Source organism: Jeotgalicoccus sp. S0W5 (assembly GCF_011634875.1).
Lineage (GTDB): Bacteria > Bacillota > Bacilli > Staphylococcales > Salinicoccaceae > Jeotgalicoccus > Jeotgalicoccus marinus.
The window spans coordinates 66,866-92,265 of record NZ_SIRQ01000002.1; the positions used below are offsets into that span (position 1 = coordinate 66,866).

Annotated in this window: 26 protein-coding genes and 1 riboswitch; of the genes, 8 read left to right on the forward strand and 18 right to left on the reverse strand. The window is 37.7% G+C overall.

Annotated features, from left to right (window positions below):
* Positions 1-24 precede the first annotated feature (24 nt).
* From EYB29_RS01135 to EYB29_RS01160, 6 genes are all read right to left on the reverse strand, one after another.
* The gene (locus EYB29_RS01135; protein WP_166626316.1) at positions 25-732 is read right to left on the reverse strand and encodes a gamma-glutamyl-gamma-aminobutyrate hydrolase family protein; all 708 of its coding nucleotides are present in this window, start codon (positions 730-732) and stop codon (positions 25-27) included.
* 96 nt (positions 733-828) lie between these two features.
* Entirely contained in the window at positions 829-1,422 is a 594-nt protein-coding gene (locus tag EYB29_RS01140; RefSeq protein WP_166626317.1) for an alpha/beta hydrolase, read from the reverse strand.
* Between the two features lie 19 nt (positions 1,423-1,441).
* The gene (locus EYB29_RS01145; protein WP_166626318.1) at positions 1,442-2,056 is read right to left on the reverse strand and encodes a flavin reductase family protein; all 615 of its coding nucleotides are present in this window, start codon (positions 2,054-2,056) and stop codon (positions 1,442-1,444) included.
* 11 nt (positions 2,057-2,067) lie between these two features.
* Positions 2,068-2,961, reverse strand: coding sequence for a VOC family protein (locus EYB29_RS01150; protein WP_166626319.1), 894 nt, complete (start codon positions 2,959-2,961; stop codon positions 2,068-2,070).
* A 12-nt stretch (positions 2,962-2,973) separates the two neighbouring features.
* Positions 2,974-3,936: a ring-cleaving dioxygenase gene (locus EYB29_RS01155; RefSeq protein ID WP_026865908.1), complete on the reverse strand. Its 963-nt coding sequence runs from the start codon at positions 3,934-3,936 to the stop codon at positions 2,974-2,976.
* 17 nt (positions 3,937-3,953) lie between these two features.
* Positions 3,954-4,394, reverse strand: a complete 441-nt coding sequence (locus tag EYB29_RS01160; protein ID WP_166626320.1) for a MarR family winged helix-turn-helix transcriptional regulator — start codon at positions 4,392-4,394, stop codon at positions 3,954-3,956.
* Between the two features lie 196 nt (positions 4,395-4,590).
* Between EYB29_RS01160 and EYB29_RS01165 the strand changes: the two genes are divergently transcribed.
* Genes EYB29_RS01165 through EYB29_RS01180 form a run of 4 tightly spaced genes read left to right on the forward strand, consistent with a single transcriptional unit; the run spans position 4,591 to position 8,860 of the window.
* A complete protein-coding gene (locus EYB29_RS01165) occupies positions 4,591-5,400 on the forward strand; it encodes a GNAT family N-acetyltransferase (RefSeq protein ID WP_166626321.1) in 810 nt (269 codons plus the stop codon).
* Positions 5,400-6,506 (forward strand): o-succinylbenzoate synthase, encoded by a 1,107-nt coding sequence (gene menC, locus EYB29_RS01170; protein ID WP_166626322.1) that lies wholly within the window; start codon positions 5,400-5,402, stop codon positions 6,504-6,506. Before EYB29_RS01165 ends, menC begins: the two co-directional genes overlap by 1 nt.
* 14 nt (positions 6,507-6,520) lie before the next feature.
* Positions 6,521-7,576, forward strand: coding sequence for a YkvI family membrane protein (locus tag EYB29_RS01175; RefSeq protein WP_166626323.1), 1,056 nt, complete (start codon positions 6,521-6,523; stop codon positions 7,574-7,576).
* Positions 7,577-7,588: 12 nt separating this feature from the next.
* Positions 7,589-8,860: a M20 family metallo-hydrolase gene (locus tag EYB29_RS01180; RefSeq protein WP_026865913.1), complete on the forward strand. Its 1,272-nt coding sequence runs from the start codon at positions 7,589-7,591 to the stop codon at positions 8,858-8,860.
* Positions 8,861-8,912: 52 nt separating this feature from the next.
* On the opposite strand, the gene arsC is transcribed toward EYB29_RS01180, so the two are convergent.
* The 3 genes from arsC to EYB29_RS01195 are packed head-to-tail and all read right to left on the reverse strand — an operon-like array spanning position 8,913 to position 10,922.
* Entirely contained in the window at positions 8,913-9,308 is a 396-nt protein-coding gene (gene arsC / locus EYB29_RS01185; protein WP_026865914.1) for an arsenate reductase (thioredoxin), read from the reverse strand.
* Positions 9,309-9,318: 10 nt separating this feature from the next.
* Positions 9,319-10,608 (reverse strand): arsenic transporter, encoded by a 1,290-nt coding sequence (locus EYB29_RS01190; protein ID WP_166626324.1) that lies wholly within the window; start codon positions 10,606-10,608, stop codon positions 9,319-9,321.
* Entirely contained in the window at positions 10,605-10,922 is a 318-nt protein-coding gene (locus EYB29_RS01195; protein ID WP_166626325.1) for an ArsR/SmtB family transcription factor, read from the reverse strand. Before EYB29_RS01195 ends, EYB29_RS01190 begins: the two co-directional genes overlap by 4 nt.
* Positions 10,923-11,063: 141 nt before the next feature.
* Between EYB29_RS01195 and EYB29_RS01200 the strand changes: the two genes are divergently transcribed.
* Positions 11,064-13,628: a choice-of-anchor I family protein gene (locus EYB29_RS01200; RefSeq protein WP_240921805.1), complete on the forward strand. Its 2,565-nt coding sequence runs from the start codon at positions 11,064-11,066 to the stop codon at positions 13,626-13,628.
* Positions 13,629-13,707: 79 nt separating this feature from the next.
* On the opposite strand, the gene EYB29_RS01205 is transcribed toward EYB29_RS01200, so the two are convergent.
* From EYB29_RS01205 to EYB29_RS01220, 4 genes are all read right to left on the reverse strand, one after another.
* Positions 13,708-14,040 (reverse strand): DUF779 domain-containing protein, encoded by a 333-nt coding sequence (locus tag EYB29_RS01205; protein ID WP_166626326.1) that lies wholly within the window; start codon positions 14,038-14,040, stop codon positions 13,708-13,710.
* Entirely contained in the window at positions 14,041-15,561 is a 1,521-nt protein-coding gene (exaC, locus tag EYB29_RS01210) for an acetaldehyde dehydrogenase ExaC (RefSeq protein WP_026865918.1), read from the reverse strand.
* A gap of 138 nt (positions 15,562-15,699) precedes the next feature.
* Positions 15,700-16,089 (reverse strand): universal stress protein, encoded by a 390-nt coding sequence (locus EYB29_RS01215; protein WP_026865919.1) that lies wholly within the window; start codon positions 16,087-16,089, stop codon positions 15,700-15,702.
* Positions 16,090-16,104: 15 nt separating this feature from the next.
* A complete protein-coding gene (locus EYB29_RS01220; RefSeq protein ID WP_166626327.1) occupies positions 16,105-17,556 on the reverse strand; it encodes a SulP family inorganic anion transporter in 1,452 nt (483 codons plus the stop codon).
* A gap of 144 nt (positions 17,557-17,700) precedes the next feature.
* On the opposite strand from EYB29_RS01220, the gene EYB29_RS01225 reads away from it, so the two are divergent.
* Positions 17,701-18,039, forward strand: coding sequence for a DUF6176 family protein (locus tag EYB29_RS01225; RefSeq protein WP_026865921.1), 339 nt, complete (start codon positions 17,701-17,703; stop codon positions 18,037-18,039).
* Positions 18,040-18,097: 58 nt separating this feature from the next.
* Here the strand turns inward: EYB29_RS01225 and ribH are convergent, their stop codons facing one another.
* The 4 genes from ribH to ribD are packed head-to-tail and all read right to left on the reverse strand — an operon-like array spanning position 18,098 to position 21,369.
* Positions 18,098-18,565, reverse strand: a complete 468-nt coding sequence (gene ribH, locus EYB29_RS01230; protein WP_026865922.1) for a 6,7-dimethyl-8-ribityllumazine synthase — start codon at positions 18,563-18,565, stop codon at positions 18,098-18,100.
* 11 nt (positions 18,566-18,576) lie between these two features.
* Positions 18,577-19,746: a 3,4-dihydroxy-2-butanone-4-phosphate synthase gene (gene ribB, locus EYB29_RS01235; protein ID WP_166626328.1), complete on the reverse strand. Its 1,170-nt coding sequence runs from the start codon at positions 19,744-19,746 to the stop codon at positions 18,577-18,579.
* Complete coding sequence (locus tag EYB29_RS01240) at positions 19,739-20,353, reverse strand: riboflavin synthase (protein WP_166626329.1); 615 nt, start codon at positions 20,351-20,353, stop codon at positions 19,739-19,741. The genes ribB and EYB29_RS01240 overlap by 8 nt, the downstream gene beginning before the upstream one ends.
* Positions 20,338-21,369 carry a bifunctional diaminohydroxyphosphoribosylaminopyrimidine deaminase/5-amino-6-(5-phosphoribosylamino)uracil reductase RibD gene (ribD, locus tag EYB29_RS01245; RefSeq protein WP_166626467.1) on the reverse strand — a complete coding sequence of 344 codons (1,032 nt, stop codon included), beginning with the start codon at positions 21,367-21,369 and terminating at the stop codon, positions 20,338-20,340. The genes EYB29_RS01240 and ribD overlap by 16 nt, the downstream gene beginning before the upstream one ends.
* 145 nt (positions 21,370-21,514) lie before the next feature.
* A riboswitch (FMN riboswitch) is annotated at positions 21,515-21,644 on the reverse strand.
* A 146-nt stretch (positions 21,645-21,790) separates the two neighbouring features.
* Here ribD and EYB29_RS01250 point away from each other — a divergent pair.
* Both EYB29_RS01250 and EYB29_RS01255 read left to right on the forward strand, forming a co-directional pair.
* A complete protein-coding gene (locus EYB29_RS01250; protein ID WP_166626330.1) occupies positions 21,791-23,221 on the forward strand; it encodes a phosphate--AMP phosphotransferase in 1,431 nt (476 codons plus the stop codon).
* A 34-nt stretch (positions 23,222-23,255) separates the two neighbouring features.
* Positions 23,256-23,984: an SDR family NAD(P)-dependent oxidoreductase gene (locus EYB29_RS01255; protein ID WP_166626331.1), complete on the forward strand. Its 729-nt coding sequence runs from the start codon at positions 23,256-23,258 to the stop codon at positions 23,982-23,984.
* 46 nt (positions 23,985-24,030) lie between these two features.
* Here the strand turns inward: EYB29_RS01255 and glnA are convergent, their stop codons facing one another.
* Positions 24,031-25,365 carry a type I glutamate--ammonia ligase gene (gene glnA / locus EYB29_RS01260; protein ID WP_156889120.1) on the reverse strand — a complete coding sequence of 445 codons (1,335 nt, stop codon included), beginning with the start codon at positions 25,363-25,365 and terminating at the stop codon, positions 24,031-24,033.
* Positions 25,366-25,400: the final 35 nt, after the last annotated feature.

Genomic DNA, 25,400 nt, shown 5'->3' on the forward strand with positions numbered 1-25,400 from the left:
TCAATAAATTGAATGATTATTCTGTTAATTCTTAGCTGCAGCTTTTACCAAGGCAGCAAATATTTTCTGTGAATATTCATCTACTAAATAGGTCCCTTCAGGATGCCATTGCACCCCTATTAGAAAATCATATGACTTACTTTCAACTGCTTCTATAATTCCATCACTTGTCTTTGCAGTAATTTCAAAATGGTCTGGAATAGTTTTCACCGCCTGATGATGAAAACTATTTGTTTTCACTTTTGTCTGACCTAAAATACTATGTAGCTTCGTATTCTCCTTTATAGAAACTTTATGGGTCAAATAATTTTTGGGAACCTCTTGGTTATGTTTATATGTCCCTTCACCGACTTGTGAATATAAATCTTGATAGATAGTTCCACCTTGATGAATTGTTAGTACTTGAGCGCCTCTACAAATGCCAAGAATCGGGATATTGGCATCTAGTGCAAAATCTATTAGCTTCATTTCATAGGCGTCTCTACCAGGTTCAATCGCTCCCATTTTTTGATGAGGTGCTTCTCCAAAAAATTCAGGATCAACATCATCCCCTCCGGATAAAACTAATGCATCTAATGATTGAATTTGCGCTTTGATTAACGCATCGTTTTCCACCTTAGGTAAAATGATTGGCACTCCGCCTTCATTTGCTATAGCAATACTATACGATTCAGGTAATCTTAGCTGGTCTTCGCTAACAAAAGTTGTCACACCAATTACAGGTAAACTCATAAATATCCCCCTTAGATTTCTTATGTTAAATATTATCAGAGTTTTTAAATTTTTATAAGGAAAATAAAGACAGCTCATCTTGAGCTGTCTTTAAGCTTATCTATTTATCCATTGTTGACCAGCTTCTACCGCTTCACCCGGTAAACTGTGTCCATTGACCCAAATCGACGTTACATCGGCGTTATTATTCTTGAATATATCGATAACATGTTCACTCTCAGTCTCTGGTACAATAGAATCTCCCTTACCTAATGAAAGGAATACTTCTGCCTGACTAAAGTCAATTTTGGTTTCAATATTTTTAGGATATAACGGTGCAAATAACATTGCTTTTTTAAACTTATCTGGATGATTTAACATCATGTGAATCGCAATATTTGAGCCGTTAGAGAAGCCAACAAAAATGACATCATTTGTAGAAAATTCATATTCTGCTGCTTTTCCTTCGATAAAGTTCGCTAGGTCTTCAGAACGTTTCTCTAAATCATCCCAGTCATAATTACCCTCGCCCAGACGTCTAAAGTAACGGTTCATACCATTTTCTTTTACTTCACCACGTACACTAAGGACGTTGTAGTTCGGTTCCATTACTTGTGCTAAAGGTAGTAAGTCATTCTCAGTTCCACCTGTACCGTGTAGCAATACAAATACTGGGGCACCTTTTTGGTTCTCTTTATAAATATATTCCATTATATAGTCACTTCCTTATCTATTCTGGTCTTTTTATACTGAAAAATTCACCGATTTTTGCATAATCACTCCCGGCAAGTCGACCGACTGCACGAAGTGCTGATGAATCAATATAACCCGTGGTTCTATCGAAAATTTGTTCAGACAGTGAGTAATGTTGAACACTCAATAACAATAAGTCTGCTGTTGGTACATCGCCATCAAAGATGACAGTATGGTTATATAATTTTGTCTCAAATTTCACCTTAGCTTCTTTAATACCTGGTACATTGATTGTCTGTGAATCTTCAGTTGTAAAATCTGCATGATTCAATTCACTGTCATCAGGAGCATACGATCCTGATGTTAAATTCACCTGTTCTACATTGTCTTCATCAACAATATGCACGACAGCTTCACCGTTATTTAAGGTGTTTCTTGCTGTATCTTTCATTTCTCCGTTAACCCGTTGCACAGAAACTGATAAAATCGCAGGCTTATAAGAAACGATATTAAAATAACTAAAGGGGGCAAGGTTGATTATCTCATCTGCAGATTGACTTACAACGAGTGCAATCGGTCTCGGCCCAATAGCGCCAATCAGTATTTTGTTTTGTTCTTTTATCGAGAGGTCTGAAGCTTTGAAGTTATACATTACGATACTCCTTATAAATCTAGTTTTGGCAAGGTACGTTCATATTCTTCTCTACGATGTTCATATTGAGGCGGTAATTGTAATGATGTTCCTAGGTCTTTCTTATCTTCATCAACAGCAAAACCAGGCTCATCCGTAGCAAATTCGAATACAATATAACCAAATTCACTTGTATAAACAGACTTAAAGTAGTTTCTATCTCTCACTTCGGTGACACCTAGCTCCTGACTTTGAATAAAGCTTTGCCATTCTTTTAATGTCTCTAAATTCGGTACAGACCATGCGATATGATGTACTGTACCAATTCCGAAACGCCCTCTCGGGCTTGGTGGTAACGCCGTTATAACGTGGTGTTTTTCACTACCGACGGTTTCAAAGTGATAACTTTGCCCCTGTGTTTGAATTGGTGTTAAACCTAGTCCACTAGTTAATAATTCATTCGTTGCTTCAGGGTGACTGGATAAGAGTACTGCTCCATGGAAACCGATAATAGCTTTGTTGTCAGATTCATCATTACCTTCTACTAAAGCTAATTCAAGACCATGCACATCATCGAATTCTAAGGTATCCTTATCGAATAACTGTGTAATTTGAGTCTTGATATCTAAGTCATTTAGATGCTTCTGCCAATCACCCATAGTACCTTTAGGAATTCTAAAGGCAATACGTCCAACCTGTCCGCTACCTTTTAAGCCTGGACGGTCAACGATCCAGTTAAAGAAAGTAATGATTGTTCCTGGATTCCCATCTTCATCTCCAAAATATAAATGATAAACACCTGGATCATCAAAGTTAACGGTTTGTTTTACTAATCTTAAACCGAGTACGTCTCTGTAAAATTTGATGTTTTCATTTGGGTCTCCAACAATAGCAGTGATATGGTGTATTCTCTTAATAGCTTCCATGGTCTGCCTCCTTTATTTTTTTGATCTCGTGGTATCAAATGGTCTTATTTGAGCTTCGATTTGCTCACGTTTTGGCTCTAAGAATGGTGGTAATGCTAAGCTTTCACCAAGTGTTTCGTACGGTTCATCATCCATGAATCCAGGGCCATCAGTAGATAATTCAATTAAGATATGCCCGATACGCGCATAAAGAGCACCGAAGTAGAAGCGATCCACTAAACCAGAGTTTCCAATACCCATCGTACGATATTTTTTCTCCCATTCTTCTAGAGCTGCTTGATCTTCTACTCTAAATGACACGTGGTGGACCTCACCGTAGCCTTGTCTGCCTTCAACACCTTGGTCTTTACGTAAAATAACTTGGCCGCCGTTTCCACCCTCGCCAACATCCAGTAAAGTCACATTTTCTTCTTCAAGTACTGGTTTCATACCATAAATATCTTGTAATACTTTTTTGAAGTCATCGTAATAAGATACTGTAATTTCTATTGGACCTAAGCCGTAAATTGCTTTGTCTTCTGGAACAGGTCCATTTTTCCAAGGTTGTCCTGGTTCTACACCTTGATTTTTTTCATCAGAGAAGAGTTGATAACGTTGACCGTCTTCTTCTTCAAACGGTAAGACTTTTTTACCGAATAACTCTTGAATTCCGTCGTGTTTTACACCTTTTTCTTCAAAACGTTCTAAATAGTATTCAAGCGCAGCATCATTTGGTACTCTGAATCCTGTTCTTGAAATTGCGTTCGTGCCTCTTGAACCTCTTGGGTTGTTCGGGAAGTCGAAGAATGTCATGTCTGTTCCTGGTGAACCTACATCATCCGCAAAGAATGTATGATAAGTTTGAATGTCATCTTGGTTAACGGTCTTCTTAACCAATCTCATACCGAGAACTTCTGTCATAAAGTCATAGTTTCTCATCGCGTTATTTGTCATTGCAGTGACATGGTGAATACCTTTTAAATCTGTTTTAGTCATTATAATTCCTCCAATTATTAGTTAAGTAAGCTTTCTGCGTGTATGCCGATGCGCTTAAACAAATCGATTGCAGTATCGATTTCTTCATCGTCTAATTCTTCAAACACTTTATTGATAACCGCTTCTTGTTCTACAACTCTTGCTCTCATATATGCTTTACCTTCATCCGTGATGCAAGCAAACATTTTTCTTCTGTCTTCTGGACAAGGTTGCCGATACAAAAAGCCTCTTTCTTCTAATTTGTTGATAACGTAAGTGATGCTCCCGCTACCCATGAGAATCCTTTTCCCAATCGATTGAATCGCTTGATCTCCTTTATGGTAGAGCAATTCCAGAACAGCGTATTCATTTAAGTTAATCTCTTTCTTTAAAAAATCTTGCTTGATTAGCTTTTGAACAGATTGAGATGATTTGATGAGAACAGTAAATGCTTTAATCCGAGCTTCATTTTGATTCACTAGCGGCACCTCCTTATATTTCTAATTTGAATATATTAAATTTAATCTTTTTATATTGTATTAGTTAGAAATAGAAAAATCAAGGACTTTATTTCGATTTCTAACAATAAAATGTATTGATTAGTCTGAATATTTATTGAATTAAGATAAGTGTTGTGCTATTGTTAGTAAAAAATTGTTTCAAAGAGGGTCTATGATGATAGAGATCAAAGAGTTAACCACATTAGAAGAAATAGAAAAAATAGGCGAGCTTGAAAAAAGCATCTGGGGTATGACTCCCTTACCAATACACCAGACTTTAACGGCCGTTAAAAACGGCGGGATCGTAATAGGGGCTTTTGATAATGAAAAGATAATTGGCTTTAGTTATGGATTCGCAGGCTTTAAAGATGGATTTACCTATTTATGTTCACATATGCTTGGGATTGATGAAAGCTATCGTTCTAAACGTATTGGTCAACAACTTAAGGAAGCTCAAGCAAAGAGTGCTCTTAAAAAGGGCTATGCTGAAATGCACTGGACTTTTGATCCCTTAGAAACAAGGAATGCTTATTTAAACCTATCTAAACTTGGTGGCATCGTTAATGTGTACATGGAGAACGCATACGGCAAAATGACAGATGGAATAAATAAGGGGCTCCCTTCAGACCGTTTTGAAGTTCACTGGTTTTTATCGAGTGAGCATAGACGGTATTTCCAGGCTCCTAGCTTAGATGATGCGCTCGTCTTAAATGAGGTATCTATAAAAGATGGTGTACCAAGCTTTAGTCGTGTGTCACAGCAGACATTAACTGAACCCGTATATGGCGTGAAAGTACCTAAGGATTTTCAACATGTAAAGAAGATCGATTCAACAATCGCCTTAAACTGGCGTTTAAAGACAAGGGAAATATTCCAAGCGCTTTTTAAAGCTGGTTATGCCGCAGTACATCTTTACCCAGAAGATGATACTGCGACTTATATTTTTGTACCTATAACATCATTAAATTTGGAGGCATATAAATAATGAAAATAGAAAAAGTTACATTAAGATTGATGGAAATGGAAATGAAAGCGCCTTTTACAACAAGTTTTGGCACATTTAAAAATAGAGCGTTTATTTTGGTCGAAGCAACTGCTGATGATGGTACAACAGGTTGGGGAGAAACTGTTGCATTTTATGCACCACTTTATAGTGAGGAAACAGTCAAAACAAACTGGCATATGTTAGAAGATTATTTAATTCCACTAATTTTAAATAAAGAAATTAACCATCCAGATGAAGTTAGTGAAATATTCTCTCCAATTAGAAAGAACAATATGGCAAAAGCAGCGCTAGAGGGCGCAATCTGGGATGTCTATGCGCGTCAAAACAATCAATCATTAGCAGAAGCGCTTGGAGGAACAAGAGAAACAATTGACGTCGGAATAAGTATCGGAATTCAAGATTCTATAGAATCACTGGTTGAAATTGTGAGAGGTTTCGTTGATGAAGGTTATAAACGAATTAAGGTAAAAATTAAGCCAGACTGGGATGTTGACGTCATGCGTACACTACGTCAAGAATTTCCAAATACGGCAATTATGGCAGATGCTAACTCTGCATACAGTCTTGAAGATGCACATTTACTACAAGAACTGGATGCCTTTGATTTAATGATGATTGAACAGCCTCTAGCATCGGATGACATCATTGACCATGCAACTTTACAAAAACAATTAAAAACACCGATTTGTTTAGATGAAAGTATCCATTCCTTAGAAGATGCGCGTAAGGCTGTTGAGCTCGGTAGCACAAAAATTATTAACATTAAAATTGGTCGAGTGGGTGGTTTAACTGAAGCGGTTAAAATTCACGACTACTGTCAGTCACATAACATCCCAGTCTGGTGTGGTGGCATGCTAGAGTCAGGTGTTGGCCGCGCACATAACGTGGCGTTAACGACCTTATCTAACTTCACTTTACCAGGAGATACTGCAAGCTCTAGCCGTTACTGGGATAAGGATATCATCGAACCTGAAGTCGTGTCTGAAGATGGTGTTATTGTTGTGCCTACAAATCCTGGTATAGGTTATGAAGTAAATCTAGAAGCGGTGGATCAATTTACAGTAAATAAAAAAGAATTTAAATAAAAGGGGAGACAAATATGAAAAAGAGCTTCCAAATAGGTAGTGCCTTCGTCGGGTTGATTGTCGGTGCTGGTTTCGCTTCCGGACAAGAGGTGATGCAATATTTTACAAGCTTTGGTTTATGGGGAACAGTCGGTGCTATAGTCACCGGCCTACTCTTTATATTTTTAGGTTACACATTCGCTCAGTTAGGGACTAAATTGGAAGCAAAATCCCACAGAGCTGTACTTTATTACATTGGTGGTAAGTATATCGGTCCAGTTCTAGATATTATCATCACTTTTTTCCTATTTGGTGTGGCAGTCGTAATGTTCGCAGGTTCTGGCTCGACTTTTGAACAAGTCCTTGGAATTAATACGATGGTAGGGAGCATCATAATGGTTGTGTTAACAATTCTTACCCTACTGTTAGATACTAATAAAATAATAGGTATCATTGCATCAATTACACCTTATTTAATTGCAGTTATCTTAATTATTGTTGTCTATTCAATTTTAACAATGAACATCACTTTTTCTGAAGCGGATGAAATCGCAAGAACCCAAGCACCTGCAGCATCAAATTGGCTACTAAGCGCCTTTTTATACGTCTCTTATAACTTGGCCGCTGGTGCTGCCCTACTTATAATTATGACGGGGAACATTAAAGACAAAAAAGTTGCTGGTTTAGGCGGAATTATTGGTGGGGCAATTTTAGGATTTTTAATCATCCTAATCCACACAGGTATGTTAGCAAGAATTGATGTGGTAGCTGGTTCGGATATGCCAACCCTAAAACTCGCTACAGAGATTAATCCAGTCGTTGGTATATTAACTGCGATTGCCTTACTTGGTATGATGTATAATACTGCAGTCGGTATGTTCTACTCATTCACTGTCCGTTTCTTCGCTCCAGAGAGTAAGGCATTTAATCCAGCTGTTATAATCATAGGAATTATCGGTTTCATTGCAAGCCTTGTTGGCTTTACAAACCTAGTAAGTAGTGTGTATTCACTCATGGGTTATCTTGGTTTTGCACTGATTATCCTAGCGCTCGTCGCTTGGTTTCGAAAACCTAAAACAAATGAATCTTAATGGAGGTATCTTATGCTAGATAGATTACTGAACGACTATAATCAAGAACTAAATTATGACGGTATAGATGGCAAACGTTTAGCACATAGATTATACGAATTATCCCAAATCGGATCGTTATCGTCTGGCGGTGTGAATCGACGTGGTTTTTCTAAAGAAGAAAAAGAAGCAAAAGCGCTTGTTACATCTTGGATGACAAAGGCTGGCCTTAAAGTTGAAACTGATGGTGCGGGTAATATCTTTGGTCGGTTAGTAGGTAAAGACAACAGTCAATCTGTTGCATCTGGCTCGCATTTAGATACTGTCCCAGCAGGCGGAAATTTTGACGGTGTACTCGGTGTCTTAGCTGCCCTAGAACTTGTAGAAGCTTGGCGAACACAGGATTTTACGCCTGAGAAATCTTTTGAAGTCGTCATTTTTAGTGATGAAGAAGGTGCCAGATTCTCCAGTGGAGTCTTTGGTAGTCGCGCATATACGGGGTTATTAACTGAAGAAATTATGGCAAATGTTAGAGATAGTGACGGTTTAAATCTGGAAGAAGTTTTAGAGCAATATGGTTCAAATTTAAACGACTTTAAAAATATAAAACAAAGAGATTGGACATTTTTTGCTGAGACACATATCGAACAGGGTAAGCTTCTAGAAAAACATAATCTACCTGTAGGAATTGTCAGTGGTATCGCTGGACAATCATGGTTAGAAATCGAGTTTAAAGGCCTAGCTGGGCATGCTGGTAATACACCGATGAACGACCGTCAGGACGCACTCGTCGCTGCAGGGCGTTTCGTTTCTGAAATTGAAACACTCCCATCTACAGTTAGTGATACTGCTGTTGCTACAGTGGGTAAACTGTCAGTATCTCCAAACGGCGCCAACGTTATTCCGGAATCAGTGAAACTCATCGTTGATATTAGAGATATTCATGAAGATACCAGAGAATTACTCATCGATAAAATCCGCAAACAAGCGAAGCAAATTTCTGATGAGCGGGGAATTGAAGTCTTTATTGAACGTACTTCCAGTGTTAAACCTATCCCAATCGATACGGTCTATAAAGAAGAATTGAAGTCAATTTTAAAAGCAATGAACATAGAACCACTTGAACTGCCTAGTGGCGCAGGTCATGATTCTATGAATATCGGCTTAGAGATACCTGTAGCAATGATCTTCGCACGAAGTGTAGATGGTATTAGTCATAATCCTAAAGAATGGACATCTTTAAATGACTGTGTGACCACTATACATGTCTTGAAGCAATTTATGGAAAAACAAATGAGAAAATAAAATATTAGAATAACAATGGCCGACTATCGTCAAAATAATCGGCCATTGTCTATTACATCCTAGAATTAAATGATTCTATTTTTAATTTAATTTCATCTCTAACACGCCGAAATTCTGAAAGTGGTAAACCTGCTGGATCATCAAGACCCCAGTGAGCTTTCTTAGTATTCTTAGGTAGGACTGGACAGTTATTATCAGCATCACTACACAAAGTAACGACTAAATCAGCTGTTCCTAAAATTTGCTTATCAATGATGTTGGACGTTTGTTGTGAAATATCTATTCCCACTTCATCCATAACAGTAACTGCATTTTCGTTAATGCCATGTGCCTCAATACCCGCTGAATATACCTTCCATTCAGCCCCCATGATTTCCTTCGCCCATGCCTCAGCCATCTGACTTCTACATGAGTTTCCTGTACATATAAAATAAATTGTTTTAGCCATCTTCTTCCTCCTAAAGGAATAGTAAAGTAAAGTATAACCCCAACAGAGTCAGTATAAGGACTGGTGGGGTAATCATGATGCCTATCTTAAAATATGTACCCCATGAAATTTTCATATTTTTTGAAGCTAAAACATGAAGCCATAACAAGGTTGCTAATGAACCAATTGGTGTAATCTTTGGACCTAGGTCTGAACCTATAATATTCGCATAGATCATTGCCTCTTGTATGACACCTTGCACACCAGATTCTTTGATAGCAATTGCATTAATCATCACTGTAGGCATGTTGTTCATCATCGAAGATAGAACGGCTGCAATGCTTCCCATGCCCATTACTGTAGCCAGTAATCCATATTCTGTTATCTGTAAAAGTAAGTCTGATAAAACATCAGTCAATCCAACATTTCTTAAACCAAATACGACAACATACATCCCTATAGAAAATACGACGATATTCCATGGTGCCCCTTTAACTACTTGACCAACATTGACCACAGGTGATTTTATCGCTAATAGAATAAATACAATAGCTGTTAAACCGGCAATCAGTGAGACTGGAATCTGTAGAAACTCACTTGCAATATATCCTACTAAGAGGACAGACAAGACCAACCAAGAAACCTTAAACATAAAGCGATCTTTGATTAGACTATTCGGTTTAATAATAGCTTCTGAACTAAAGTGTTTCGGAATTGCTTTTCTGAAAAATAACCACAGTACAATAATACTTGCAATCAACGAGAATATATTCGGAATAATCATATGTAAGAAATACTCTAAGAATCCGATATTAAAATAGTCTGCTGACACAATATTAACCAGGTTACTCACCACAAGTGGTAAGGAAGTCGTATCTGCAATAAATCCAGAAGCAATTACAAATGGGAATATCGCTTGTTCCTTAAAGCTCAGCTGTCTGACCATCGCAAGTACAATTGGGGTTAAAATTAGTGCAGCACCATCATTCGCAAAGAATGCTGCTACAACTGCACCTAAAAGCATCATATTAACAAACATTTTTTTACTGCTACCATTTGAGGCTTTCACCATAAAACTTGCCGCCCATTCAAAGAATCCTATTTCATCTAGTATCAAAGAAATTATGATGACAGCAACAAAGGTCAGGGTGGCATTCCAAACAATACCCGTTACTTCAACGATATCTGAAAAGGAAACCACGCCAAAAATGATCGCAACAATCGCTCCAACGGCTGCCGAAATACCAATATCCAAGCCGCGTGGTTGTGTAATAACAAAAAATAAAGTAATTAAAAATATGAGTATTGCTAGTATCGTCATGCGTTACAATCCTCCGTTATGGAATGACAAATACACTCACTAGAAGGTCGACTAATCATATCTAGAGATTGTTTAAGATCATTTAAAATATCGTTATTTAATCGATACATAAATTTATTACCCTCTCTCCTTTTAGTGACCACTCTATTTTCGACCAGAACTTTCATATGATGACTTAAAGTGGGTTGACTAAAATTAAAATAAGATAAGATATCGTGTCCACACAATTCATTACAAGAAAGTAAATCTATAATCTCTAAACGACTTTCATCTGCCAATATCCTTAATTGTGTTGCTAGGTTGCTATAGTTCATATACTCACCTCGAATATAGATTACTATCTATATAGATATTTGTCTATATTATTTTTACATATTTTATACAAAAGAAAACATTCCCTTAACAGTACTGTGCTAATTTTATTAGTGAAACTTATAACATACTTGGAGGGCTTTATGAAACATTCAGATTTCACAAATCAGAAACATACATATGGTATTAGAAAATTCACTACAGGTGTAGGTGTTGCAGTTTTAGGCACATTCCTTTTCACCGGACTCGGGCAAACCGCTTCAGCAGATGAAGTGGAAACAGCTGAGGAAACAGCAACGATCGAGGAAGAAATCAATTCTGAAAATCCAGCTGAAGTAGTTGCAGAAACGAGTGAAGGAGTAGAAGGCGAAAAAATAACTAATGAGCTGCCTGTTGTTGAAGAGGAAGTAACGCCTACAGAACCTGTTGAACAAGCTACTGAAGCGCCTATGCCCATTGAAGAAGAAATCAATGATCCAACGCCAGCAGATGAAGTGAATGAAGCAGCTGTTGAAGAACAAGCGGAAGAAGTGCCTTCTGAGGATTTTTTAGAAGAGACCCCAGTTGAAGAAAGCATTGAAGAAGCGCCTGTTGAAGACGATGCTACAGAAGATGTCTTAGAAGAGGAAACACAAACTGAAGTCACACCTGTAGTGGAAGACACTAACGTTATTGAGGAAGAGACCGAAAAAACACTTGTCGAAGAGGAGGTAGTTGAGGAAGAAACACCTGTTGAAGAAGATACAGCTGAAGAGGTAGAGGAATACCCTGAAACAGCAAATGAAGAACTTGAAGTTACACATAAGAGCCGATACGAAACTGGGGCACCTTTTGATGGAGCGGGAACGGAAATTGTACAGCATAATCCTAAAAATAACTATATCTACTCTGTAAACGGTTATGAGACGTCATTAGATATCATTGATGGCTCTACCGAAGAATTAAAGCTTATAAATCAAATATTCTTAGAAGACTATGGAGTTGAAGCGGGCGACCTAACAAGTGTTGCCGTTAACCCTAGCGGTGAATATATTGCTGTCGCTGCCCCGGCTGAAGTAAAAACAGATAATGGACAAGTTGTGTTCTTTGATTATCTAGGAAAATATTTAAATCGTTTAACTGTTGGCGCACTTCCAGATATGCTGACATATACTCCGGATGGTGACTCATTATTAGTTGCGAATGAAGGTGAATTAAATGATGAGTATACAATCAATCCACCAGGTGGTATCTCAGTCATTGATACAAGAAAATCACCACAACACTTAACACAAGATGATGTAACGACTGTAAATGTAACAAAAGAAGATATTCCAGAAGATTTCCGTCCACTAGGTCCAAACCCTGATGAATATCATTTAAATGCCGAACCTGAATATATCGTTGTTGATAATAACAGTGAATATGCTTATGTCGCTTTCCAAGAAGTAAGTGCCATTGGTAAGTTCAATATCGCAAATAAATCTTTTGAAAGAATCCAATCTATGGGCTATAAAGATCACTCTATACCTGGCATGGGTATGGATGTTTCAGATGAGGACGGCGGAGCTGACATTACACCTGTACCAGTTTTAGGTATGTATCAACCTGATGGTATTGCTTTATATGAGGTTAACGGTGAAACGTATATAGTTACAGCTAACGAAGGTGACTCTCAAGACTATGATGGTTATAGTGAAGAAGTTAGAGTCTCTGATATTAAAGACTTGATTCAATTGGATGCACAGTATTATAACGGCTTTACACAAGAAGAACTAGATGACATGGTAGCAAATGGTCTCTTTGATGACGATCAGCTCGGTCGTTTAACAGTAACGTTAGATCATCCATTCAAAACAGGGGATATCCATAATGCAATTGTCTCATTTGGTGCACGTTCATTCTCTATTATGAGAGCTTCAGATATGGCGATGATCTATGACAGCGGTGATGAATTTGAGAAAACAACTCTTAACTACATTCCCGACTGGTTCAATGTTGATATTGAAGCACCAGATGAACTAGCGATGGATGGCCGTAGTGATAACAAGGGCCCTGAAACAGAGTCTGTAGTAGTGGGTACAGTCGGCGAAGAGCAATATGCCTTTATTGGATCGGAGCGTACTGGTGGATTCTTCATATATAACGTGAGCAATCCGGATGCAACCTATTTCGTCGACTACGTATATGATGCATCACTTACAGACATCTCTCCTGAAGGAATGGACTTTATAGCCGCAGAAGATAGCCCTGAAGGTGTACCAATGCTAGCTGTAGGTCATGAATTATCAGGTACCATTTCACTCTTTGAACTCACGTCATTATTAAATAACGACGTAGAAAATGGTTCTACAGATGTAGAAGATAACGGTACAGAAGATGTCATGGTTGATGGAGAAGATTCAAATGATAAAAAACCAGATTTAGACAAGGAAGATATTATAAAGGATGTTAGTGCATCAGATTCAGATGAAGTGACAGCTAGCAATGATGTTTCACGTGAAAATACGGCTGTTACAAAAACATCAACGAATGCTAGAATGACTGCAGATCCAAACCTTACTACTGCGGCAGTTAGCCAAGGCACAGAACAAAGCAGTAAGAAAGACAGCCAAGAAACCCTACCAAACACTGGAATCACTGCACCAGAAACAGGTGTACTTGCTGCAATTCTATTAGGCTTAGGTGGTTTCTTTACCTTCTTTAGAAGAAATAGAAAAGAACAGTAAGACATGATTACAATAATAAAGGCATGCTCTCTAGAGAGCATGCCTTTATTGTGTTTCTTTGTATAAGAATGCTACGCTACTATAATGGTTCACTTCTAATGTGAAATCTGACGCCTCTTGGCCCTTCGACACTAAACATACCACCTATACCTTTTACAACATCTACTGTAATCTGAGTATATTTCCAATATTCATATTGTTTCTCGTTCATATAGAACGGCACACCTTCAATATCTCCTAGGTGTACGTCTACATCACCAATAATCATCATGCCTTTTTTTAAACACATTGGACTAGAGCCATCACAGCAACCACCAGATTGGTGGAAGATTAACTCGCCGTGTTCTTCTTTCAACTCATTGATGAGTGTTTTGGCTTCATCTGTCGCCAGTACTTGTTCTAATACTGCCACTTAGAAGAATCCTTTCGGAGACTCACTATAACTCACTAGCAAGTTCTTAGTTTGTTGATAATGTTCTAGCATCATCTTATGGTTTTCTCGGCCAATACCACTCATCTTATATCCACCGAAGGCTGCATGGGCTGGATAGTCATGATACGTATTCACCCATACTCGACCAGCTTGTATCGCTCTTCCAAGTCTATACGCTCTATTTTGACTACGTGTCCAGACACCTGCACCTAGGCCGTACAGTGTATCATTGGCAATTTCAATTGCTTCATCGTCATCTTTATAAGTTGCTACTGCTAATACCGGTCCAAAAATTTCTTCTTGGAAGATTCTCATCTTATTGTTGCCTTTAAAGATTGTCGGTTCAAAGTAATAACCATTTGCAATATCTCCATCAAATTCTTGAAGATTACCACCTGTTAATATCTCTGCACCTTCTTTACGGCCGATATCCAGATATGAAGCAATTTTTTCTTTTTGTTCATTAGAAGTTTGAGCACCCATCATTGTATTTGGATCTAAGGGATTACCAACTTTAATCTCTTCTACTCTTTTAACGACACGTTCCATAAACGCATCAAAGATATCTTCATGCACGAGTGCTCTTGATGGACACGTACAAACTTCACCTTGGTTTAAGGCGAACATCACTAAACCTTCAATAGCTTTATCAAGATATTCATCATCTGCATCCATCACATCTTTTGCAAAGATATTCGGTGACTTACCACCAAGCTCTAAAGTAACCGGAATTAAGTTCTGACTGGCATTTTGCATGATGATACGACCCGTTGTCGTTTCACCAGTGAAAGCAATCTTATTAATACCATTATGTGTTGCTAGCGCTTGACCTGCTTCAGAACCAAAGCCGTTCACAATGTTTAAGACACCTTTTGGTAGAATGTCTTGGACTAATTCAACAAAATGTAGAATTGTCGTTGGTGTTTGTTCAGCTGGTTTTAGAACAATTGAGTTCCCTGCAGCTAAGGCTGGAGCAATTTTCCACGTTGCCATCAACAGTGGGAAGTTCCAAGGAATAATCTGTCCAACAACACCTAAAGGCTCGTGGTAGTGGTAAGCAACAGTATCATTATCTATTTGTGAAATACCACCTTCCTGCGCACGAATTACACCTGCAAAATATCTAAAGTGATCTACGACTAAAGGTAAGTCTGCATTTAAAGTTTCACGTACTGCCTTACCATTTTCAAAAGTCTCTAAAACAGCAAGTTCTTCTAAGTTTTCTTCAACACGATCTGCAATCTTCAAGAGTATATTACTACGTTCAGTTGGTGATGTTAATGCCCATGATTTTTGAGCTTCTGTTGCTGCTGCAACAGCCTTATCAACATCTTCCTGCTTAGACCGAGGTACTTTAGATACGACCTCACCTAAAACAGGTGATTCATTATCAAAGTACTCATTGTCTGATGGTGGCGTCCATTCTCCACCGATAAAGTTTTCGTATTGGCTTTTGATTTTGTACTTAGCGTCAGCTTTGTTTGGAAATTCAAATACCACTTTATTACCCCCTTCATTTATACTTTCTATCTGTATTCTAACTAATCAGACAATTGAATGTAAAGGCTTTCACCTCGTCAAATTTAAAATGGGTGAGCTTAACTTATATTCTTTCTCATAAGTCTCGCTCACCCATCCTCATTTAACAATTAAAACTGGAATTTCTGATTTTTTAACGACTTTTCGACTTAAGCTTCCCATCATTATCTCTTGTAGACTATTTAATCCTCTACTGCCTAGCGTTATAATATCGTAATCTCTGCTATTAGCGTATTTAATGACAGTTTCTTCAGGTATACCACGTTCTATAACAACGTTATAATCAACGTTACTTTCGTCGAATAGCGTTGTGATGGAATCCAGATTCGCTGGCTTCAGCCCATGTAATACTTCATCCTTCGAATGTTCAATTTCGGTAACATTCAGCACTGTTACCTTTGTTTTTTCACCGATAAAATGCATCAACTCTACTGCTGCACGAAAACTATTTTCTGAACCATCCGCTGCCAATAAAACTGATTGATACACCGTACCCCTCCTAGTTTAAGTAAGATGTTGTTCGTTTAATTCGCTTAATTCCTTCATAATTTTTCTACTATCAGCGTTAAGTTTTGAGACAAATACCATGTTCCCTTTATCTTCAAACTTTCTAACTATAGTATCAATGGCATCCACCGCAGAATCATCCCACAAATGTGCCTGTGAAAAATCTAAGTAGATATGCTTATCATAGGGTCTAAATTCTATCTGTTCAATCATTGTGTCAATTGAAGCAAAGAATACTTGCCCCACAACACGAAATGTAAAATGATGTTCTGATTCATCCATTTCGACTGATACTTTAGAAATCTTAGTCGCAAAGAATATGGCACTAAAGAATACGCCTGCCACAACACCAATCGCCAGATTATCTGTTAACAAGATTATAGCAACAGATAATAACATTACAAAGACATCCGTCCTTGGTGCAGTTCTTATATACTTGAAGGTTTTCCAATCAAAGGTACTAATAGTAACAACGACCATAATCCCTGCCAGGATCGGCATAGGGATTCGGACAACCAAATCGCCCAGTACAATAATCATCAGCATGAGCACAAAACCAGCTGTAAAAGTAGAGAGTCTCGTCGTCGCTCCTGATCTCACATTAATAACAGATTGTCCTATCATTGCACAGCCTCCCATTCCTCCAAAAAAACCTGTTACGAGGTTCGCTATACCCTGACCCCTAGACTCTCTATTTTTACTAGAGTAAGTATCAGTTGCATTATCAACGATACGTGCGGTTAATAAACTTTCCACCAAACCAACTATTGCCATAGATAGTGAATATGGGAAAATTATTTTTAAAGTTTCCAATGTAAATGGTACATCAGGAATTAAAAAGCTCGGCAATGACTTTTCAATTGCACCAAGGTCACCTACAGTTCTAACCTCAGCTCCAAATATCATGTAGGCCGCTGTTAAGGTCACTATCGCAATCAATGGAGCGGGTATAGTCCTTAAGAATTTTGGTACAACATATAAAATAATTAAAGTAATAATGAAATAAATATATGTATCAAGTGATATACCAAATATATGCTGTAGTTGTGCCATAAAAATCATGATCGCTAAGGCATTTACAAAACCAATCATAACCGAATTTGGTATGAACTTAAGTAGTTTTCCTACCTTAAATATACCTAGTAAGATTTGAATGATACCCATTAGAATCGTTGCTGCAAATAAATACTCTACACCATAATCCCGTACTAGCGGTACGACAATTAAGGCAACTGCACCAGTTGCAGCTGAAATCATTGCCGGGCGACCACCCACAAGGGATATAATGACGGCAATAAGAAATGATGCATATAAACCAACCATTGGATCTACGCCTGCGATGATTGAGAATGCGATCGCTTCTGGTATTAATGCTAGGGCAACCACTATACCAGCTAGGATGTTTGTGCCTGGAGCAGTCAACCATTCTCTTTTAAATTTTTCCAACATTTTCTAACTCCTCAAAGATTAATGCATATTATTATAGCAGATGTTTGTTTATAAAATGTTAAGATCACACTTATTTATTCGCAACATGATAAAATTTAATATAAAATAATTATATATAGTGTAAATATACGAGGAGGAGCTATCATGAGAGCTGAACTCACTAAGTTTAAAGTTAAAGAAGGAAAAAGCGAAATAGTTGATGAGTGGATTAAATACATGCAAGAGAACATGGATGATGTTTTGATGAACTTAGAAGGAGAAAAGATGTACGTAGAAACAATCTTCCGAGAGGTCTTCATGGATGTTGAATACTTATACTGGTACAGCATTCAAGCTGATGATGGTGAGAAAATCAGTGATGCAGATATCGATGAGAAACACCTAGAATATATGGATGCTTGTATCGATAAGACATTCCGACCAGCTGATATGCAAGCAGAAGTAATTATGTTACCTGATCATATCAGACAACTAATTCGCTGACCGATATCATTAAACCGGCTGACAATTTATATTTGTCAGCCGGTTTTCTTTACCTAATTTATGCATTAATCAAGTTTAATTTTCTTGCCATATCTATGACTGCGGCCGCTGCTTCTGAACCTTTATTCCCTACTTTAACACCCGCACGATCTATAGCTTGTTCAACATTCTCCGTCGTTATAACGCCAAAAATAACGGGAATACCTGTAGATAGACTAGCATTACTAATCCCTTTTGCTGTTTCGTTACATACATAATCATAATGTGTTGTGGCACCTCTTATGACACATCCTAACGTTATAACACCATCGTAACGACCTGATTCTGCTAATGTTTTGGCGATCAATGGCAATTCAAATGCACCTGGTACATGTACAGAGTCAATGTCATCATCAATCACCCCGTATTTTAACAATGTTGAATGGGCACCCTTTAATAATTGCTCTGTGATGAAACCATTAAATTCTGCAGTTACTATCGCAATTTTTAAGCCTTTTCCATCCATATTTCCCTGTAATTCATTCATAATACTTCCTCCTATAATAAATGTCCTAGTTTTTCTTTTTTAGTTCTCAAGTATGATTCATTGTGGCTGTTGGGCGGAATAATAAGTGAAGTTTGATGCACAATAATGCCCTCATTACTTAGACCAGTGACCTTCATCGGATTATTGCTATATAAATCTACTTCATTTATACCTAGATACTTCAGAATACTCCCAGCTGCATCATAACGTCTCAAATCAGCGTCGAATCCCAAATGTTCATTCGCAGTGACGGTATCATAACCCGCTTCAATATATTCATATGCTTTCAGCTTATTAATTAACCCAATGCCACGGCCTTCTTGACGCATATACAATATAACGCCGTCTTCCTTAGCCATGACTTTCATGGCAAGGTCTAGTTGCTCTCCGCAATCACAACGCTCACTCTTAAACACATCACCCGTTAGACATTCAGAATGAATTCTCACATTCATACGTTTTTTTATATCACCATGAACCAAAGCGAGATGTTCTAAACCGTCTTGGTCTGTATAAGCATGTAACTTAAAATCACCATAGCTTGTTGGTAGAGATACTGTACTTTCATGTGATACTGTCATATTTTTTTCTATATATGCTTTTAAATCTTTAATATTTATCATCTTTAAATTGTGCCTTTTCTTATAGGGGATAAGGTCATCTAATCTTGCCATAGTGCCGTCATCATTCATAATTTCACAGATTACCCCCGCTGGTTTTGCACCAGTGAGTTTTGCTAAGTCAACTGCCGCTTCAGTATGCCCTTGTCTTTCTCTGACACCTCCGTCTTTAGCAATCAGTGGGAATACATGTCCTGGTCGATTAAAATCGCTTGTTGAAAGATGATTACTTATCAAAGCTTGAATTGTTTCATACCTTTCAAAAGCACTGATTCCTGTTGTCGAGTTCACATGGTCAACTGAAACCGTAAAAGCTGTTTGAAACTCATCGCTATTATATTCGACCATATGATTAAGACCAGCTCGTCTTGCAATTTCTTTTGAAACTGGTGCACATATAAGACCGCGACCGTGTGTTGCCATGAAATTGATTGCTTCTTCATCGATAAATTCCGTAATACCAATAAGGTCTCCTTCATTTTCTCTATTTTCATCGTCAGTCACGATAATAAGCTCGCCATTTTTTAGTGCTGCAAGTGCAGCTTCAATAGCATCAAACATGGGTCCCACCTGCCTGTTTAAACGACATTAAGTGAGCGACATGTCTGACAATCATATCCGATTCAATATTGACGTTGTCATCGACAATTCTGTTACTTAAATTCGTCTGTCTCTGAGTCTCTGGAATGATATTCAAAGTAATTCTACAACGTTCATAATCGACTTCAAATATTGTCAGGCTAATGCCGTCTATCGTTACAGAGCCTTTATGTACCATGTACTTCATAAGCATATCCGGCACTGTTATTTCAAGAACAAGGGCATCTCCGTCTATTGAAGACGTGATGATTTGACCAGTGCCCTCCACATGACCACCAACGAGATGACCACCTAAACGTTGGTCAAGTCTTAATGCTCGCTCTAGATTTACACTTTGGTTTGGTTGCAGCTGATTGAAGTTTGTAACGTTCATGGTTTCATTGACGATGTCTACTTCAAAAGTATCATTTGTAAAATTAGTAACTGTTAAACATACACCGTTAACAGCAATAGATTCACCTTGTATTAAATTTTTGAAATGAGTATTTTGTATCTTTAAAGAAGTAAGTTCCGATTGTCGATTGATCTCTAAAACCGGAGCAGTGTGTTCGATTAATCCTGTAAACATTGTCGAGTCCTCCTGTAGGTAAGCTTTATGTCTGACTCGAGTTTTTCAACGTTTTGCAATATCAGTCCATCGTGGGTATCCAAGACACCACTATGTAATTGATATTTAGAATAACCAAATATTTTCGGGGCAATGTAAATGATGAGGTCATCGAATAAGTTTTCATTTATAAATTGAGTGTGAACAGTTGTACCACCCTCAACAAGCACGGAAGAGACATTCTCTTCAATTAATATTGTTAATATTTCTGTCAAAGTGTAGTTGCCTACATATACTTTAAAAGTATCCTTAAACTTCAAATTTTCTTCATTAGTCGTAAATACAATAGGTTGAACTGGGTGCTTCAATAAATTCAACGATTGATTTAAAACTTTTGAACCCAGTAGAACGATTGGTATCGGTTGTTTATCATTATCAAAAAGACGAACTGTCAATAAGGGATCATCAGCTATCAAAGTACCTGCACCGATTAAAATGCCATCATGAAGCTGTCTAATTTGATGGACATCCCTTCTTGATTCCGAGTTACTCACCCAATGACTGTCACCGTTTTGACGTGCTATCTTACCATCCAGTGTCTGTGCACACTTGAGAGTAATATAGGGTCTTTTGTTCATAAGCCTTATATTAAAAGGACGATAAAGTTCACTTGCCGCTTCATGCCTTGAATAAATCACTTCAATTCCGTGTGCTGATAATTTTTGAATGCCTGACACCTTATCATTATTATCCTTATAGGCATAATAAACACGTTTGATACCTGATTCTATTATGGCATCAGTGCAAGGCGGCGTCTTACCGTGATGCGAACATGGTTCTAAAGTAACATAGATATCCGCACCTTCTGGATCCTCAATACAAGCCTGTAACGCTGCAAGTTCTGCATGCATTTCACCACTTTTTAAATGGGAACCAGTACCAATAATGCGACCATTTTTTACGATGACCGCACCAACAGGCGGATTCATACCTGTCTGTCCAATTGCTAGTTTAGCCATTGATATAGCTATATCCATATAGTGATTCAAGTTTACCTCCTGAATATAAATAGCACCGGGAATGAAATCATCCACCGGCGCTAAAATAATGTATGCTGAATAACATTGCACAAATTGCAATGTTAAATAAACGCAAAAATTATAAAGATTTTACGCTGCTGCATTATTCTCTCTCCCATCCAGACTCTAACTGTCGGCTTCAGACTTGCACTGAATCAGCCATACGTAAAATAACGTACAGGTCGCGGGCTCTCACCGCCGGTTGGGAATTTCACCCTGCCCCGAAAGAATATTTATTCAGTTGAAAAACTCTGACTAAACTATAGTATACAAGTCGGGAAAAGGCAATCTTTTGATTTCTCAATACTTTATACTTTGTTTTCTTTATGTATAACAAGGGAAATAATAGACAAAATATTTACCTTAAGGGGATGGGTTGATGGACGACATTAACGAAAAGTTAGAAAATAAACTAGGTGAAGTTACGAGAGCTGCACACGAATTAGAAATACCTGTCATGATTTTAATTGAAGGGGCCCCCGCTTCAGGTAAATCAAGACTCGCTAATGCATTATATATGGCCCTTGATGCAAAGTATACGAACTTCATTGCAGCTAGGCCACCAAGAGAGGCTTATGTACGCTATCCATTTTTACAACGTTATTGGTATCATTTACCGCCGGAAGGCGATATCAATATCCACTTCAGAAGTTGGTATTCTCAATATATAGAGCTAAAAGATTACTACAAAGCCACACATACACCTTTTAATATGGCAGAACTAGAAGAGGATATGGAAAATTTCGAAGAAACGCTGATTAATAATGACTACGAAATCATTAAACTTTTTATTAATACAGACAAAGAAGCGCGTGAACGTCATATTAAAAAATTAAAGGGAAACCCTGTTTTAAAATGGAAAGCTGAAGAATTCCAAGGTTTACTTAAGCACCATGATTATGATGAGGAAATGTCGTATTTCATCAACAGACAAACACTTTGTCCTTGGGAAGTTGTGAATTTCCACAACAGTGACCAAGCTGTCAATGATATGTATAAAATTCTCATCGACCGTCTTGAGTCAAGAATTGAACGCGCTTCTACAGCAGAAGAACCAGTTGTCGACGGTAAATTCACAAGGGATTTTGAAACGAAGCTGTTCACATTTGATTTTGACAAAGAAAAAATGAAGAAAAAAGATTATCAGAAACGATTACCCTTACTCCAAGAAAAAATGCGAGAAATTCAGTTTCAGTTATATGAACATAAAATACCTTTAATTTTAGTCTACGAAGGTATGGATGCAGCTGGGAAGGGCGGTAATATCAAACATACAAGAGCATTACTTGACCCGACAGGATATACAAATAACGCCATAGGTGCACCGTCAGATATTGAGCTTTCTCATCATTATCTATGGCGTTTCGCTAACCGAATTCCGAGAACTGGTCATATCGGCTTCTTTGATCGAAGTTGGTATGGACGTGTTTTAGTTGAACGTGTAGAAGGTTTTGCAACTATGAGAGAGTGGCAACAGGCTTATCAAGAAATAAATGATTTTGAGAAATCCTTATCCAACGCCGGTGCAATCATAATAAAGTTCTTTCTATCTCTAGATAAAGAAGAACAGCTAGAACGATTTAGAGACCGTGAGAACACACCTGAAAAGGCTTGGAAAATTACTGAAGAGGACTGGCGAAATAGGGATAAATGGGACTTATATTTAGAAGCATCAGAAGATATGATTAATTACACATCGACTATAATTGCACCATGGTGCATTATTTCTGCAAATAACAAGCGCTATGCACGCATTACTGCCCTTGAAACAATTATAAAAATGTGTGAATCACGCCTAAAAGAAGTGTAGTATAAGAATTATCAAACATAAGGGAGTTTAAATCATGAGATATGTGTTTTTAACAGGAACAAATAGGGGACTTGGTCAGGCAGTTGCAAACTTACTAAAGGACGACAAAATCATTAGCATTACACGTAGTCCTATAGAAAATAATACAGTTATACACCAGAGTTTTCTCACTGACTTTAATGACATCGACACCTTAGAAAATTCAATATCAGATATTTTCTCAGCTATTGAACCTAGTAATGGCGATGAAGTGTATTTACTCAATGTAGCAGGTACTGTAGACCCTGTACAATCACTAGGCAATTTAAATGGTTCTGAAATGCTAGATAACTATAAAACAAATGTTGTTGCACCAACACTACTTATCAAGGGATTCATCAATCGTCTTAAAGATTTCAAAGGTACCAAACGTATTCTAACTGTAACAAGTGGGGCTGCGGTAAACGGCATTGAGGGTTGGGGTGCTTACTGTAGTTCAAAAGCAGCTATTAATATGGTTCATGAAGTTTTAAATAAGGAGAACATACATCAAGAAAATAACATCAAGAGTGCCATATTCTACCCAGGTGTGATTGATACTGGAATGCAAGAAACTATTCGTTCTTCAGACATCAATGAATTTCCAAACCTAGATCGTTTTAAAGAATATAAGTCAAATAATGCGCTAGCAAAAGCTGAAGATGTTGCAGCTGCACTCATCAAGGTTGTAACTTCTGACGATTTCGGAAATCAAGAGAGTTACAATGTAAAAGATTATTTATAAAACGATAAAACACCGTTATAACGATAGTCATTATAACGGTGTTATTTTAGTACTGAGTCAAGTATTCTGTCATTTCCCATGACGTTACTTGCGCACTATATCTTTGCCATTCGTATAATTTATTCTCTACAAAATGATCAAATATATGTTGACCAAGAGCTTCTTGAATGACTTCATCTGCCCTTAACGCCTTAATTGCTGTATATAAAGTTGTTGGTAAATCTTCTATGTCTTCTGATTTTCTTTCTTTGTGTGACATATTATATATATTTTCATCAACAGGCGTTGTTAAATCTTTCTCTTTTTGGATACCACTTAAACCGGCTTTTAGGATGACTGCCGTCGCTAGATAAGGGTTCGCAGACGGATCAAGCGATCTTACTTCTGCTCTCGTTCCCGCACCTCTAGTACCCGGTATTCTTAAGAGCGGTGTACGGTTTCTGCCACTCCAAGCAATGTATCTTGGTGCTTCAAAACCTGAAGTTAATCGTTTATAGGAATTTACTAAAGGATTACAAATTGCAGTATAACCCCTAGCATGATCTAATAGACCGGCCATGAAGTAACGCATCTCTTCACTTAAGCCAAATTCATCATTTTTATCAAAGAATATATTATTATCATCTTTAAACAGCGATACATTATAATGCATGCCACTACCCGGTTCATTATAAAGGGGTTTTGGCATAAAGGTTACATGTAGACCATACTGATGAGCAACGGTTTTTGCAATATATTTAAACGTTTGAATGTTATCACTTGCCGTTACAGCATCGCTATATTTGAAACTGATTTCGTGCTGACTAGGACCTACTTCATGGTGGAACATTTCGACCTCAAAACCAATTTCTTTTAATGTTCTAGCAATCTTTCTACGGCACGCTTCACTTGTATCTGAAATAGACACATCAAAATAACCACTGGTGTCGTTTACTGCATTCGTCGGCTCACCATTCTCATCAAGCTTAAACAGGTAAAATTCTGGCTCAGCACCTAGGTTAAACTGGTCATAACCCATATCCTTCATCTCACTTACAATACGTTTTAAGTTACTTCTCGGATCACCTTCAAAAGGTTGATTATTAAAATCATGTACATCACAAATGAGCCTTGCCACCTTGAACTCTTCTTCCAGCCAAGGGAATACTGCCCACGTGTCAAAATCGGGTTTTAAAAACATGTCTGACTCTTCAACTCGAACAAAACCTTCTACTGAAGAACCATCAAACATTGTTTGACCTTCAAGAGCTTCTTCTAATTGTTCAACAGGAATTTCCACATTTTTCAGGGCGCCTAGTATGTCAGTGAACTGAAGTTTGACATAGTCTACCTGTTCTTTTTTTGCACTTTCTAAAATATCTGAAGCAGATATTTTACTCATTAACATAATCACTCCTAATTAGATTTTAAAAATCC